The sequence below is a fragment of the Actinosynnema sp. NPDC053489 genome, assembly GCF_044544865.1.
Lineage (GTDB): Bacteria > Actinomycetota > Actinomycetes > Mycobacteriales > Pseudonocardiaceae > Actinosynnema.
The window spans coordinates 381,916-396,107 of sequence record NZ_JBITXT010000005.1; the positions used below are offsets into that span (position 1 = coordinate 381,916).

General features: G+C 73.5%; 10 protein-coding genes. 9 read left to right on the forward strand and 1 reads right to left on the reverse strand.

What is annotated here, in order from left to right:
• The first annotated feature begins 161 nt into the window (after window positions 1-161).
• From ACIGNX_RS14120 to cutA, 7 genes are all read left to right on the forward strand, one after another.
• Complete coding sequence (locus ACIGNX_RS14120; protein ID WP_396539849.1) at window positions 162-2,729, forward strand: beta-glucosidase; 2,568 nt, start codon at window positions 162-164, stop codon at window positions 2,727-2,729.
• A 1-nt stretch (window position 2,730) separates the two neighbouring features.
• Window positions 2,731-3,729: a LacI family DNA-binding transcriptional regulator gene (locus tag ACIGNX_RS14125; RefSeq protein WP_396539851.1), complete on the forward strand. Its 999-nt coding sequence runs from the start codon at window positions 2,731-2,733 to the stop codon at window positions 3,727-3,729.
• A gap of 255 nt (window positions 3,730-3,984) precedes the next feature.
• Window positions 3,985-5,604, forward strand: a complete 1,620-nt coding sequence (locus ACIGNX_RS14130) for an extracellular solute-binding protein (RefSeq protein WP_396539853.1) — start codon at window positions 3,985-3,987, stop codon at window positions 5,602-5,604.
• Complete coding sequence (locus ACIGNX_RS14135; protein ID WP_396539855.1) at window positions 5,591-6,565, forward strand: ABC transporter permease; 975 nt, start codon at window positions 5,591-5,593, stop codon at window positions 6,563-6,565. Before ACIGNX_RS14130 ends, ACIGNX_RS14135 begins: the two co-directional genes overlap by 14 nt.
• Window positions 6,562-7,500 carry a carbohydrate ABC transporter permease gene (locus ACIGNX_RS14140; protein ID WP_396539857.1) on the forward strand — a complete coding sequence of 313 codons (939 nt, stop codon included), beginning with the start codon at window positions 6,562-6,564 and terminating at the stop codon, window positions 7,498-7,500. The genes ACIGNX_RS14135 and ACIGNX_RS14140 overlap by 4 nt, the downstream gene beginning before the upstream one ends.
• Entirely contained in the window at window positions 7,497-9,458 is a 1,962-nt protein-coding gene (locus ACIGNX_RS14145; RefSeq protein ID WP_396539859.1) for a beta-galactosidase, read from the forward strand. The genes ACIGNX_RS14140 and ACIGNX_RS14145 overlap by 4 nt, the downstream gene beginning before the upstream one ends.
• Window positions 9,455-9,778, forward strand: coding sequence for a divalent-cation tolerance protein CutA (gene cutA / locus ACIGNX_RS14150; protein ID WP_396539861.1), 324 nt, complete (start codon window positions 9,455-9,457; stop codon window positions 9,776-9,778). Before ACIGNX_RS14145 ends, cutA begins: the two co-directional genes overlap by 4 nt.
• Window positions 9,779-9,784: 6 nt before the next feature.
• Here the strand turns inward: cutA and ACIGNX_RS14155 are convergent, their stop codons facing one another.
• Window positions 9,785-12,427, reverse strand: coding sequence for an FAD-binding and (Fe-S)-binding domain-containing protein (locus tag ACIGNX_RS14155; RefSeq protein WP_396539863.1), 2,643 nt, complete (start codon window positions 12,425-12,427; stop codon window positions 9,785-9,787).
• 92 nt (window positions 12,428-12,519) lie between these two features.
• Here ACIGNX_RS14155 and fabG point away from each other — a divergent pair, with 92 nt between their 5' ends.
• Both fabG and fabI read left to right on the forward strand, forming a co-directional pair.
• Window positions 12,520-13,224, forward strand: coding sequence for a 3-oxoacyl-[acyl-carrier-protein] reductase (gene fabG / locus ACIGNX_RS14160; RefSeq protein WP_396539865.1), 705 nt, complete (start codon window positions 12,520-12,522; stop codon window positions 13,222-13,224).
• Window positions 13,225-13,275: 51 nt separating this feature from the next.
• On the forward strand, window positions 13,276-14,043 hold the full coding sequence (fabI, locus tag ACIGNX_RS14165) for an enoyl-ACP reductase FabI (protein ID WP_396539867.1): 768 nt from the start codon (window positions 13,276-13,278) through the stop codon (window positions 14,041-14,043).
• Window positions 14,044-14,192 lie beyond the last annotated feature (149 nt).

Below are 14,192 nucleotides of genomic sequence, written 5' to 3' on the forward strand. Positions count from 1 at the left end.
ACAAGCGTGAAACTTCGGTGTTGACTCCGGCGAGAGAGCTGTGCCACATTTCTGGAACCCCGCTCCGCTGACCCCGGTCGGCGACGTTTTCGCAGCGATCGAAACGATTCGATTCAGTGAGCTGCGCATTCGAACAATTCGACGACCGCGAGAGGTGTGCCGTGAACCCGCTGCCGTTCCGCGACCCGGGTCTGCCGGTCGAGGACAGGGTGACCGACCTGCTCGGCCGGCTGACCGACGAGGAGAAGGTGGCGCTGCTGCACCAGCACCAGCCGGCGGTGCCGAGGCTGGGCCTGGCGGCGTTCCACACCGGCATGGAGGCGTTGCACGGCGTCGCGTGGCTGGGCGTGGCGACGGTGTTCCCGCAGGCGCTGGGGCTGGGCGCGTCGTGGGACCCGGACCTGGTGCGGCGGGTGGGCGAGGCGGTCGGCGTGGAGGCGCGCGGCTTCCACCACCGCAACCCCGTCGCGCACGGCCTGAACGTGTGGGCGCCGGTGGTGAACCCGCTGCGCGACCCGCGCTGGGGCCGCAACGAGGAGGGCTACTCGGAGGACCCGACGCTCACCGCGGCGCTGGGCACGGCGTACGCGACCGGGCTGCGCGGCGACCACCCGCGCTACCTGCGCACCGCGCCGACGTTGAAGCACTTCCTGGGCTACAACAACGAGGACGACCGCTGCGTCACCTCGTCGGACCTGCGGCCGAGGGTGCTGCACGAGTACGAGCTGCCGTGCTTCCGCGGCCCGGTCGAGGCGGGCGCGGCGGTGGCGGTGATGCCGTCGTACAACCTGGTCAACGGGCGTCCCGCCCACCTGAGCCCGCTCATCGCCGAGGAGCTGCGCGCCTGGGCGCCGGACGGGCTCGCCGTCGTCAGCGACGCGTACGCGCCGTCGAACGTGGCCGGGTTGCAGGCCTACCTGCCCACCCAGGCCGAGGGCCACGCGGCGCTGCTCAACGCGGGCCTGGACAGCTTCACCGACCAGGACGCCGACCCGACGCTGATGGTCGAGAGCGTCACCACGGCCCTCAAGGACGGCCTGCTGGACTGGTCCGTCGTGGACCGCGCGGTCGGCAACGTGCTCGCGCTGCGGTTCCGGCTGGGCGAGTTCGACCCGCCGGACGACAACCCGTACGCGTCGATCACCGCGGACGTGATCGGCACGCACGGCGAGCTGGCGCTGGAGGCGGCGCGGCGGGCGGTCGTGCTGCTGCGCAACGAGTCCGCGCTGCCGCTGCGCCGGGGCACGAGCGTCGCGGTCATCGGCACGCACGCCGACGCGCTGTTCGAGGACTGGTACAGCGGCACCCTGCCCTACCAGGTGACCGTCCGCAGGGGCTTGGAGGAGTTCGCCTCCTCGGTGACCCACGCCGAGGGCGTCGACCGGATCGCGCTGCGCGCGGCGGACGGCCGGTACCTCGGGGTGCGCGGCGGCGTCGTCGGCCTGGGGGAGCGGGCCCTGTTCGACCGCTTCGACTGGGGCGACGGGGTGTGGACGCTGCGGGACGTGGGGTCGCGCCGCTACCTCGGCATGGCCGAGGACGGCACGCTGGTCGCCACCGCGACCACGCCGGGCGGCTGGGACGTGCGGGAGCTGTTCGAGCCGCGCCCGGTCGAGGGCGGCGTGGTGCTGCGCAACGTCGTCGGCGGCGCGGACCACCCGGCGGTGATCCGGGGGTCGGTCGCGCTGGAGTCCGTGGTCTTCGAGGTCGAACTCGTGGTGGACGGGGTCGCCGCCGCCGCGCGGGTCGCGGCGGCGGCCGACACCGCCGTGCTGGTGCTGGGCAACGACCCGCACATCAACGGCCGCGAGACGCAGGACCGCACGACCCTGCGGCTGCCGTGGCTGGGCCTGGTCCGCGCGGTACGCGAGGCCAACCCGAACACGGTCCTGGTGCTGGTGAGCAGCTACCCGTACGCGCTGGACGGCGAGGAGGAGCACCTGCCCGCGATCGCGTGGACCGCGCACGGCGGGCAGGAGCAGGGCCGGGCGGTCGCCGAGGCGCTGTTCGGCGCGTACTGCCCGTCCGGCCGGCTCACGCAGACCTGGTACCGCTCCGACGACGACCTGCCCGACATCTTCGACTACGACATCATCCGCGCCGGGAGCACGTACCTGTACTTCACCGGCGAGCCGCTGTTCCCGTTCGGCCACGGCCTGGGCTACACCTCCTTCGCGTACTCGGAGCTGACCTGGGCCGACGGCGTCGCCGAGGTCTCGGTCACCAACACCGGCGAGGTGGCGGGCGCGGAGGTCGTGCAGCTGTACTCGTCGGCGCCGGGCTCGCGGGTGCGGCAGCCGGCGCGCAAGCTCCAGTCGTTCCACCGGGTCGACCTCGCGCCCGGCGAGAGCGCGGTGGTGCGGCTGCGCACCGACCGGCTGTGGCACTGGGACGTCACGACCGGTCGCCGGGTGGTCGAGGCGGGCCGCTACGAGCTGGGCGCGGGCTCCTCGTCGCGGGACATCCGGTCCCGGCTGGTGGTCGACGTGCCGGGTGAGGTGATCGGGCCCCGCTCGGGCGCGCTGCCCGCGCTCGACTTCGACGACTGCGACGGCGTGCGGCTGGTGGACGACGAGGTCGTGTTCACCCGGGCCGGCGCGTGGATCGCGTTCCACGACGTGACGCCGGAGCCGCGGTCCGCGCCGCCGGACACCCGGCTCGCGGTCGACGGCACGTCGCTGGTGCTCACCGCGGAGGCGGCGGGCGTGCGGGTTCGGGAGGTGCGTTGACGTGGTGACCATCGCCGATGTAGCACGGCACGCCGGTGTCGCGCCCAGCACCGTGTCCTACGTGCTCACCGGGCGGCGTTCGATCTCCTCGGCCACCAAGGCCCGGGTCGAGGCGAGCGTGCGCGCGCTGGGCTACCACCCGCACGCGGGCGCCCGGTCGCTGGCCAGCAACCGCGCCAACGTGCTCGCGCTCGTGCTGCCGATGCGCGAGGGCATGCACATGCCGGTGCTGATGCAGTTCGTCGTCGCGGTGGCCAACGCGGCCCGCCGGCACGACCACGACGTGCTGCTGGTGACCGCCGACCAGGGCGCGGCCGGGCTGCGCCGGGTCGCGGGCAGCGCGCAGGTCGACGGGCTGCTGGTGATGGACGTGGAGATGCACGACGAGCGCGTGCCCGTGCTGCGGGAGCTGGACCGGCCGTCGGTGCTGATCGGCTTCCCCGCCGACGCGGCCGGCCTGACGTGCGTCGACCTCGACTTCGCCGAGGCGGGCTCGCGGTGCGTGGACCACCTCGCCGACCTCGGGCACACCTACGTGGCGCTGATCGGCGCGCCCCGCGCGGTCTACCAGCGCGACACCGGGTTCGCCCACCGCACCATGGCCGGGTTCAGCGCGGCGGCGATGCGCCGGGGCGTCTCCTCGACCACCCTGCCCACCGAGACCGACCACGAGTCGGTCCGGGTGGCGATCACCGGCCTGCTGGAGCGCCACCCGGCGGTGACGGGGCTGGTGGTGCACAACGAGGCCGCGCTGCCGTCCGTGGTCGAGGTGCTGCGGTCGCTGGGCCGCAAGGTGCCCGACGACGTGGCCGTGGTCGCGATCTGCCCCGACGACCAGGCCGAGCGCCTGATGCCGCCGCTGACCTCCGTGGCGGTGCCGGCCGAGCAGCTGGGCCACCACGCGGTGGCGCTGCTGATGGCCAAGCTCGACCGGACCCCGACCCCACCGCTGACCCTGCTGCCGCCCCGGTTGACCGAACGGGCCAGCACGAGCCGCTGACCACCCGCCGCTCCGGCCGGCGCGCACCCGCGTCCGGTTTCGAAGCGCTTCGACGTACCGGGAAGGACACGATGGGCTCGCGATGGAGCGCCGGCGGGGCCGGAAGCGGGGTCGACGGCGGGTCGGGCGACCGCGACCACCCCCGCCCGCGCGCCGGCCCGGCGTTGACGACCGGTCCCGTCCGCCCGACCGCATCCCGCTCCCACCGCGCGCAGGCGCGACTTCCCTGACCCGACACAGAGGGGCGTTCTACCGATGATTCTCAACCGCAGGGGCTTCCTGACCCTCACGGCGGCGGCCGGCGGCACACTGCTGGTGGGGTGCGGCGGCCCGGCCACGCAGCACACCGGCACCGCGCTCGGCGAGGACGCGCTGGCCAAGGTGCTGCCGTCCTACCACCCGGTGGACTTCGCCAAGCCGGACCTGCCGGGCGTCAACGGCTCGACCGCGGGCTACCTGAAGTTCCCGACCGCGCTCGTCGACGCGGTCGGGGGCAAGGTGCTCGACGGCGGCGAGGTCACCGCCATGACGCCCGCGTTCTGGCCGCTCCCGCCGGGCCTGGGCCAGAACTCCTACTGGGACGCGGTCAACCAGCGCATCGGCGGCGTGGTGAGGTTCGAGCAGGTGCAGGGCCAGGACTACCAGGCCAAGCTCGGCGCGATGGTGGCCGCCCGGCAGGTGCCCGAGGTGACCGTCATGCCGACGTTCACCATCCCGCCGCGGTTCAGCGAGGGCGTGGGCCAGGTGTTCGCGGACCTGACCGACCTCCTCAGCGGCGACAAGGTCGAGGACTACCCGCTGCTGGCCAACATCCCGACCGAGACGTGGCACTCCTGCGTCTACGGCGGCAAGCTCTACGGCGTGCCGTTCCGGGGCGAGCTGTTCCCCGAGACGATCATGTACCGCAAGGACGTCGTCGAGAAGCTCGGCGGTACCGCACCGAAGAACGTCGACGAGTTCTACCAGCTCTGCAAGAAGGTCAACGACCCGGCGGCCAACCGGTGGGCGCTCGGCGACGTGTTCCGGTCGATGGTGCGCGTCTTCGGCGACCCCGGCGACTGGAGCCGCGACCCCTCCGGCAAGGTCGTCAACAAGATCGAGACGACCGCCTACAAGGAGGCCGTCAAGTTCACCCGCTCCCTCTACGACGCCGGGTTCGTGCACCCGAACGTCGTGGCCGGCAGCAACACCGGCATCAACGAGCTGTTCGAGGGCGGTCAGATGCTGATCCACCTGGCCGGCCTGGGCTACTGGGGCGAGGCGGTGCGGCGGCAGCGGCCGGCCAACCCCTCGTTCGGCCTGGAGGCCCTGCCGCTGTTCGCCCACGACGGCGGCAAGCCGCGGTACTCCGTGTCGCCGCCGACCGCGATGGTCACCCTGTTCCGCAAGGACCTGTCGGTCGACCGGATCAAGGAGCTGCTGCGGTTGGCGAACTTCGTCGCCGCGCCCGTCGGCACCACCGAGCACTACCTGATCAACTACGGCGTCGAGGGCAAGCACAGCACCCGCGACGCCAACGGCGCGCCGGGCCTGAACGAGCTGGGCCGCAAGGAGATCACCCTGACCTACGGATTCGTGTCCGCGCCGCCGGACACCATCATCGACGCCCAGTACCCGGACTTCGTCAAGGCCAAGCACGCGTGGCTCGCCGACGCCTACGAGCACCAGGTGCGCCCCCTGACGTTCGGCATGCGCATCGAGGAGCCCGCCGAGCACTCCAAGCTCGGCCAGGAGTACCAGGACAAGACCTACGACATCCTGCGCGGCCGGGTCGACGTGGGCGAGGTCGACGCGCTGGCCGAGAAGTGGCGCAAGGCGGGCGGCGACGAGCTGCGCGAGTTCTACGACAAGGCCCTGCGCGATGCCGGGCGCTGACCTGCTGGACCGCCCCGCGCTCCGACCCCGCACGCCGGCGGCCGCCGGTCGGCGTGCGGGCTGGCGCCGCAGGCTCCGCCGCGACTGGGTGCTGCTGCTCATGGTGGCGCCCGCCATCGGGCTGCTCACCGTGTTCCACTACGTGCCCCTGCTGGGCAACGTGGTGGCGTTCCAGGACTACTCGCCGTTCGTCGGCATGACCTACAGCCCGTGGGTGGGGTTCGGGAACTTCGTCCGCATCATGGAGGACCCGGAGTTCTGGGACGCGACGGCGAACACGCTGGTGATCACCGCGTTCCAGCTCGTGTTCTACTTCCCGATCCCGATCGGCCTGGCGCTGCTGGTGCACAGCCTGATGAGCCCGCGGCTGCGGGTGTTCGTGCAGAGCGTGGTCTACCTGCCGCACTTCTTCTCGTGGGTGCTGGTGATCACGCTGTTCCAGCAGATGCTCGGCGGCGCGGGCGTGCTCAACCAGGCGCTGCGGGCCAACGGCGCGGCGACGTTCGACGTCATGACGGACCCGGACCTGTTCCTCGGGCTGGTGACGGCCCAGGCGGTGTGGAAGGACGCGGGGTGGGGCGCGATCGTGTTCCTGGCCGCGCTGGCCACCGTGGACACCAGCCTGTACGAGGCGGCGGCCGTCGACGGCGCGGGCCGGTGGCGGCGGATGTGGCACGTCACGCTGCCCACGTTGATCCCGGTGGTCGTGCTGCTGCTGATCCTGCGCCTGGGCGAGGCGCTGTCCGTCGGCTTCGAGCAGTTCCTGCTGCAACGCGACGCGGTGGGCCGGGAGGCGGCCGAGGTGCTGGACACGTACGTGTACTTCACCGGCGTGGTCAACGCCGACTACTCCTACGCCGCCGCGGCGGGCCTGATCAAGGGCGTGATCGGGTTGCTGCTGGTGCTGGCGGCGAACCGGGTGGCGCACCTGGTGGGCGAGCAGGGGGTGTACTCGCGATGACGGCCACCGCCCCCGCCCGCCGCGGGCCCGCCGCGCGCACCCGCCCGATCTGGGACGAGCCGCCCACGCGCTCCGGCCAGGCGGCCAAGGGCGTGCTGGTGGGGCTCGTGCTGCTGGCCGTGCTGTTCCCGCTGTGGGTCGTGGTGGTCACCAGCGTCTCGCCCGCCTCGGCCATCACCGAGGCGGGCGGCCTGGTGATCGTCCCCGACGGGTTCAGCACCGGCGCCTACGAGGAGCTGCTGTCCGGTGGCGTGGTGACCAGGTCGGTGCTCGTCAGCACCGGCGTCACGGTCGTCGGCACGCTGTTCAGCACGGTCGTGACGCTGCTGGCCGCCTACGGGCTGTCGCGACCGGGCTCGTTCGCGCACCGGCCGCTGCTGTTCCTGGTGCTGCTGACGTTCCTGTTCGGACCGGGCCTGATCCCCACCTACCTGCTGGTCAGCTCGCTGGGCCTGCTGGACACCTACGCGGCGCTGGTGCTGCCCGGCGCGGTGGCCGCGTTCAACCTGGTGGTGCTGCGGTCGTTCTTCATGAACCTGCCGCGGGAGGTCGTCGACAGCGCCCGCATCGACGGCGCGAGCGAGCTGGGCGTGCTGACCCGGATCGTGCTGCCGCTGTCGAAGGGCGTCACGGCCGTCATCGCGCTGTTCTACGGCGTGGGCTACTGGAACGCGTTCTTCAACGCCTTCCTGTACCTCAACTCCAACGACAAGTGGCCGTTGCAGATGGTGCTGCGGACCTACGTGCTGCAGGGGCAGTCGATCCCGGGCGCGAGCGCGGTCGACTCCACCCTGGACCACACCGGCGGCCCGGTCGCCACGCTGGCGATCAAGATGGCCGTGATCGTGCTCGCCGTGGTGCCGGTGCTGGTGGTGTACCCGTTCGTGCAGAAGCACTTCACCAAGGGGGTCATCGTGGGGGCGATCAAGGGGTGACGGGCCTGCGCTACGGCGGCGACTACAACCCGGAGCAGTGGCCCGAGGAGGTGTGGGCCGAGGACGTCGAGCTGATGCGCCGGGCGGGCGTCACCACCGCGACGGTCGGCGTGTTCTCGTGGGCGCGCATCGAGCCGCGGCCGGGTGAGCGCGACTTCGGCTGGTTGGACCGGGTGCTCGACCTGCTGCACGACGGCGGGATCGAGGTCTTCCTGGCCACGCCGACCGCGTCGCCGCCGCCGTGGCTCGGGCGCCGCCACCCGGAGACGCTGCCGGTCGACTTCGACGGCCACCGGCTCGCCTACGGCTCGCGCAACCAGTTCTGCCCGTCCTCCCCGGTGTACCGGGAGCACGCGCTGTCGCTGGTGGCCGACCTGGCCCGGCGGTACGCCGACCACCCGGCGGTCAGGCTCTGGCACGTCGGCAACGAGCTGGGCCAGGTGTGCCACTGCGACGTGACGGCCGGGCACTTCCGGCGGTGGCTGCGCGAGCGCCACGGCTCGCTGGAGGCGCTGAACGACGCCTGGTCCACCGCGTTCTGGAGCCAGCGCTACGGCGAGTGGGACGAGGTGGTCCCGCCGCGCCGCGCGCCGTACCTGATCAACCCCGCGCAACGGCTGGACTTCGCCCGGTTCTGCTCGGACGCGCTGGTCGAGTGCTTCCTGGCCGAACGGGACGTGCTGCGGCGGTTCGCCCCGGGCGTGCCGGTGACGACGAACTTCATGGGCTTGCAGGCGCCCCTGGACTACTGGGAGCTGGCGCGGCACGAGGACGTGGTGTCGCACGACTGGTACGCCGACCCGTTCGACCCGACCGGGCACGTGATGAGCGCGTTGGGCTTCGACCTGGTGCGGTCGCTGGCGGGCGGGCCGTGGGTGCTGATGGAGCAGGCGGCGAGCGCGGTCAACTGGCGGCGGCGCAACCCGCCCAAACCGGCCGGGCAGCTGCGGGCCCAGTCCGTGCAGGCGGTGGCGCGCGGTGCGGACGCGGTGTGCTTCTTCCAGTGGCGCGCCTCGCGCGGCGGCGCGGAGAAGTTCCACTCGGGCATGGTGCCGCACGCGGGACCGGACAGCCGGGTGTTCCGGGAGGTGGCCGCGCTGGGCGCGGACCTGCGGGCGCTGGCCCCGGTGGCCGGCTCGGCGGTGCCCGCGTCGGTGGCGGTGGTGCTGGACTGGGAGAGCTGGTGGGCCAGTGAGCTGGACGCCCACCCGTCGGGCGACTTCGCCCTGCTCGACCGGCTGCGCGACTTCTACGAGCCGCTGTTCGACCTTGGCGTCACGGTGGACTTCGCGCACCCGTCGGCGGACCTGTCGGCGTACCGGCTGGTCGTCGTGCCGAACCTGTACCTGGTCGCCGACCCGGAGCCGCTGCGCTCGTACGTGGCGGGCGGCGGCACGCTGGTGATGGGCTTCTTCTCCGGGATCGTGGACGAGCACGACCGGGTGCGGCTCGGCGGCTACCCCGCGCCGTTTCGGGACGTGCTCGGGCTGCGGGTCGAGGAGCCGGTGCCCCTCGCGCCGGGCGAGGTGCTGGCGTGCGCCTCGGCGTCGCTGGGGGAGTTCACCGCCGACTTCTGGTACGAGGACCTACGCGCGGAGGGGGCGGAGGTCGTGGCGTCCCTCGTGGACGGTGGGGTGCCGGTGGTGCTGCGCAACCGGTTCGGCGACGGCGTGGCCTGGTACGTGGCCACCCGGCCGGCGGCGGACGCGACGCGGCGGCTGCTGGCGCGGGCGGTCGCGGAGGCCGGCGTGGAACCGGTCCTCGCCCCGCCGCCCGGGGTGGAGGTCGTGCGCCGCGGCGACGTGCTGTTCCTGGTCAACCACGGTCGCGCCGACGTGCGGGTGGCCGTGCCGGGCGCGCACGTGGACCTGCTGACCGGCGCGCCCGTCACCGACGAGGTGGCGCTGGGGAGGTTCGGGGTCGCGGCCCTCGTGCCCGCACTACCCTCCGGTGGATGAGCGACAACCACGTCGTGGTGATCACCACCACCGACAGCGAGGACGCGGCGGTCACGCTGGCGAAGGCCGTCGTGGAGGCGCGGCTGGCGGCGTGCGCGCAGGTGGGCGGCCCGGTCCGCAGCGTCTACCGGTGGCGGGGCGAGGTCCACGACGAGCCCGAGTGGCAGCTGTGGATCAAGACCGCCTACGACCGGGTCGACGAGCTGACCGAGTTCGTCAAGGCGCGGCACGGCTACGACGTGCCGGAGGTGCTGGCCCTGCCCGTCCTCGGCGGCAACCCCGACTACCTCGCCTGGCTCACCGAGCAGACCCGGCCCTGAGCCGGCTCAGATCCCCAGCCGCCGCCGGACCAGGGTGGCGGTGTGCACCGGCTCGGCGGCGCTGCCGTGCCGGACCTGCGTGCGGCAGCTGAACCCGTCCGCCACGACCGGCGTGCCCGCGCCCGCCGCGCGCACGGCCGGGAACAGCACCTGCTCGCCCACCGCCATCGACACCTCGTGGTGCCCGCGCTCGAAGCCGAAGTTGCCCGCCAGCCCGCAGCACCCCTCCAGCAGCGACGCGCGCACCCCCGCCTTGGCCAGCAGCTCGCGGTCGGCGTCCAGGCCCAGCTCGGCGTACTGGTGGCAGTGCGGCTGCACGACCGCCGGCCCGTCGCCCGGCACCTGCTCCAGCAGCGGCGACACGTGCTCGGCGAACGTGCGCACCGACTCCGCCAGCCGCACCACGTCCGGGTCGTCGCCCGCCACCTCCAGCGCGTCGGAGCGCAGGAACGCCGTGCAGCTCGGCTCCAGCCCCACCACCGGCACGCCGTCCCGCGTCCACGGTCGCAGCACCCGCGCCGTCCGCCGCACCACCCGCCGCGCCACGCCGAGCTGACCGGTGGAGAACCACGTCAACCCGCAGCACACCGCGCCCCGGGGCACCTCGACGGCCTGCCCCGCGTGCCCGAGCACCGCCGCCGCGTCCAGCCCGATCCCCGGCTCGAAGTGGTTGGTGAACGTGTCCGGGAACAGCAGCACCCGCTCGCCCCCGTCGCCGCCGCCGGGGAAGCGCGACTGGAACGACCGCACCGGCTCGGGCAGCGGCCGTTCCGGCGCGACCCCGGCGAACCGCCCGAACCGCGCCGTCAGCCCGTTCACCAACCGCAACCGCAGCCACAGCGGCAACCACCCCATCGAGTAGTGCGCCGCCGGCCGCACCCGCCCCCGGTAGTGGTGGTGCAGGAACTCCGCCTTGTAGGTGGCCATGTCCACGTCCACCGGACAGTCCCGCTTGCACCCCTTGCAGCCCAGGCACAGGTCCAGCGCGTCCCGCACCTCCGCGGACCGCCAGCCGCCGCGCACCACCCCGCCGTTGAGCATCTCGAACAGCAGCCGCGCCCGGCCGCGCGTCGAGTGCCGCTCCTCCCGCGTCACCCGGTAGCTGGGGCACATCACCCCGCCCGAGGTGTTCAGGCACTTGCCGACGCCCACGCACCGCCGTGACGCCGCCGCCAGGTCGCCGCCGTCGGCCCGCAGCGCGAGCGCCGCCCGGGTCGGGATCACCGGCGGCGCGACCAGCACGCGCAGGTCGTCGTCCAGCCTCGCGGGCGCCACGATCCGGCCGGGGTTCATCCGGTTGCCCGGGTCGAACGCCGCCTTGAACCGCGCGAACGCCTCGATCGCGGCCGGCGGGTACATCCGGGGCAGCAGCTCCGAGCGGGCCTGACCGTCGCCGTGCTCGCCGGACAGCGACCCGCCGTGCGCCACCACGAGGTCGGCCGCGTCCTGCAGGAACGACCGGTGCCCGCGCCGGAAGTCGAAGTCGACCCGCACGTGCAGGCACCCCTCGCCGTAGTGGCCGTAGGTGATGCCGCGCCGGCCGTGCCCGGCCAGCAACGCGTCGAAGTCCCGCAGGTAGGCGCCCAGCCGCTCGGGCGGCACGGCCGCGTCCTCCCAGCCCGACCACGCCTCGCCGCCGTCGGGCATCCGGGTCGCCAGTCCCGCGCCGTCCTCCCGCACCCGCCACAGCGCGCGCTGGAGGGCCGGGTCGGTCACCACCGCCGAGTGCGGCGCGAGCGCGGCGGCCCGGTGCGCGACCGCGTCGTCCGCGGTCTCCACGAACAACCAGCTCTCGCCGCGCGGCAGCAGCCGCCACGACTCGCCGGCCGCGCGGACCAGCGCGGCGGTCAGCCCCTCGATCGTGAGCACGTCCAGCTCGCGCAGGTGCGGCGCGAGGTCCGCCGCGTCGTACGGCCCGTCGAAGCCCAGCACGGCCAGCACCCGCCGCGGCGGCACCGGCACCAGCTCCACCGTCGCGCCCAGCACGGTCGCGCACGTGCCCTCCGAGCCGACCAGCGCCCTGGTGAGGTCCGGCAGCGCGTCCAGCCGGTAGCCCGACACCCGCCGGTCCAGCGCCGGGAACCACGCCGGGTCGACCTCGGGGAGGTCCAGCGGCGGGGGAGTGCGGGTGTCGAACCGGCGGCCGTCGGGCAGCAGCACGTCGAGCGCGCGCACGTTGTCGCTGGTCTTGCCCCAGGCCACGGAGTGCGCGCCGCACGCGTCGTTGCCGATCATCCCGCCGAGCGTGCAGCGCGAGTGGGTGGACGGGTCCGGCCCGAACACCAGCCCGTGCGGCCGGGCGGCGTCGTTGAGGCGGTCGAGCACGACACCCGGCTGCACCACCGCGACCCGCTCCACCGGGTCCACCGAGATCACCCGGTCGAGGTACCGGGAGAAGTCGATCACCAGGCCGGACCCGGCCGAGTTCCCCGCGATCGAGGTGCCCGCGCCCCGGTTGGTGATCGGCACGCCGTGCTCGACCGCCACCCCGACCGCCGCCACCACCGCGTCCGCGGACCTCGGCCGCACCACGACCGCGGGCACGTGGCGGTAGTTCGACGCGTCGACGGAGTACAGCGCGCGGTCGCCGGGACCGGCGAGCACGTCGCCGTCCACCGCGGCCCGGAGTTGTTCGACGAAACCGGTCACCACCCGATTGTGATCCACCACCGGCCAGTGGTGGCGTACCGAGGGGTAGGGGATAGCCTCGCCCGCATCAACCAGCAGCGATGGGAGCAAGCGTGTCGAGGTCCGTTCTGGTCACCGGCGGCAACCGGGGCATCGGTCTGGCGATCGCGCGGGCGTTCGCCGCTCAGGGCGACAAGGTCGCGGTGACCCACCGCGGCTCCGGCGCGCCCGAGGGCCTGCTCGGCGTCAAGTGCGACGTGACCAGTTCCACCGAGGTCGACGCGGCGTTCGCCGAGGTCGAAGCCGCGCACGGGCCCGTCGAGGTGCTCGTCGCCAACGCCGGCATCACCGACGACACCCTGCTGCTGCGGATGTCCGACGAGCAGTTCACCCGCGTCCTGGACGCCAACCTCACCGGCGCGTTCCGGGTGGCGCAGCGCGCGTCCCGCGGCATGCTGCGCAAGCGCCGCGGCCGCATCGTGTTCATCTCCTCCGTGGTCGGCCTCATGGGCGGCGCGGGCCAGGTCAACTACGCCGCCAGCAAGGCGGGCCTGGTCGGCGTGGCCCGCTCGATCGCCCGCGAGCTGGGCACCCGCGACATCACCGCGAACGTCGTCGCGCCCGGGTTCATCACCACGGACATGACCGACGCGCTGCCCGAGGAGCGCAGGCAGCAGATCCTCGCCCAGGTGCCGGCGGGCCGCTACGGCACGACCGACGAGATCGCCGCCGCCGTCACGTTCCTGGCCTCCGACGCCGCCGCCTACATCACCGGCGCGGTGCTGCCGGTCGACGGCGGCCTCGGCATGGGCCACTGACCCGTTGGGTCGAACCAGTACCACTGCACAACATTCGGAGGACGGGTTTCAGTGACGGGACTGCTCGAAGGCAAGCGGCTGCTGGTCACCGGTGTGATCACGGACGCCTCGATCGCCTTCCACGTGGCCAAGGTCGCGCAGGAGCAGGGCGCCGAGGTCGTGCTCACCGGCTTCGGCCGGATGAGCCTCGTGGAGCGGATCGCCAAGCGCCTGCCGCGGCCCGCGCCGCTGGTCGAGCTCGACGTGCAGAACCAGGAGCACCTGGACACGCTGGCCGAGCGGGTCCGCGAGCACGTCGACGGCCTCGACGGCGTGGTGCACGCGATCGGCTACGCGCCGCCGTCGTGCCTGGGCGCGCCGTTCATGGACGCGCCGTGGGAGGACGTGTCCACCGCGATGCACGTCTCGGCGTACTCGTACAAGGCCCTGGTGCAGGCCACGCTGCCGTTGTTGGGTCGCGGCGCGTCGGTGGTGGGCCTGGACTTCGACGCCCGCCAGGCGTGGCCCGCCTACAACTGGATGGGCCCGGCGAAGGCGGCGTTCGAGGCGATCAACCGCTACCTGGCCCGCGACCTCGGCCCGGAGGGCATCCGGGTCAACCTGGTCTCGGCCGGCCCGGTGCGGACGATGGCCGCGAAGTCGATCCCCGGCTTCGGGCAGCTGGAGGCCATGTGGGGCGAGAAGGCCCCGCTGGGCTGGAACGTGGACGACCCCGAGCCGGTGGCCAAGTCGGTGTGCGGCCTGCTGTCGGACTGGTTCCCCGCCACCACCGGCTCCATGGTGTTCGTCGACGGCGGCGTGCACTTCCTGGGCCTGTAGCCCGCGGTCGGGTCGGCGCGCCCCCGCGCGCCGACCCCGCTCGTGCCGCCGGCCGTCGCAGGACCGGGCCGTCGCAGGACCGGGCCGCCGCACGACCGGGCCGCCGTGCCCGCGGTCACGCCGACCCGGTTGTGCGCGCCGCCCGCGGC

Bases quoted from the DNA above. Each gene is read 5' to 3' on its own strand.
- ACIGNX_RS14130 (WP_396539853.1), top strand. From the start codon at position 3,985: ATGATTCTCAACCGCAGGGGCTTCCTGACCCTCACGGCGGCGGCCGGC.
- ACIGNX_RS14135 (WP_396539855.1), top strand. From the start codon at position 5,591: ATGCCGGGCGCTGACCTGCTGGACCGCCCCGCGCTCCGACCCCGCACG.
- ACIGNX_RS14140 (WP_396539857.1), top strand. From the start codon at position 6,562: ATGACGGCCACCGCCCCCGCCCGCCGCGGGCCCGCCGCGCGCACCCGC.
- cutA (WP_396539861.1), top strand. From the start codon at position 9,455: ATGAGCGACAACCACGTCGTGGTGATCACCACCACCGACAGCGAGGAC.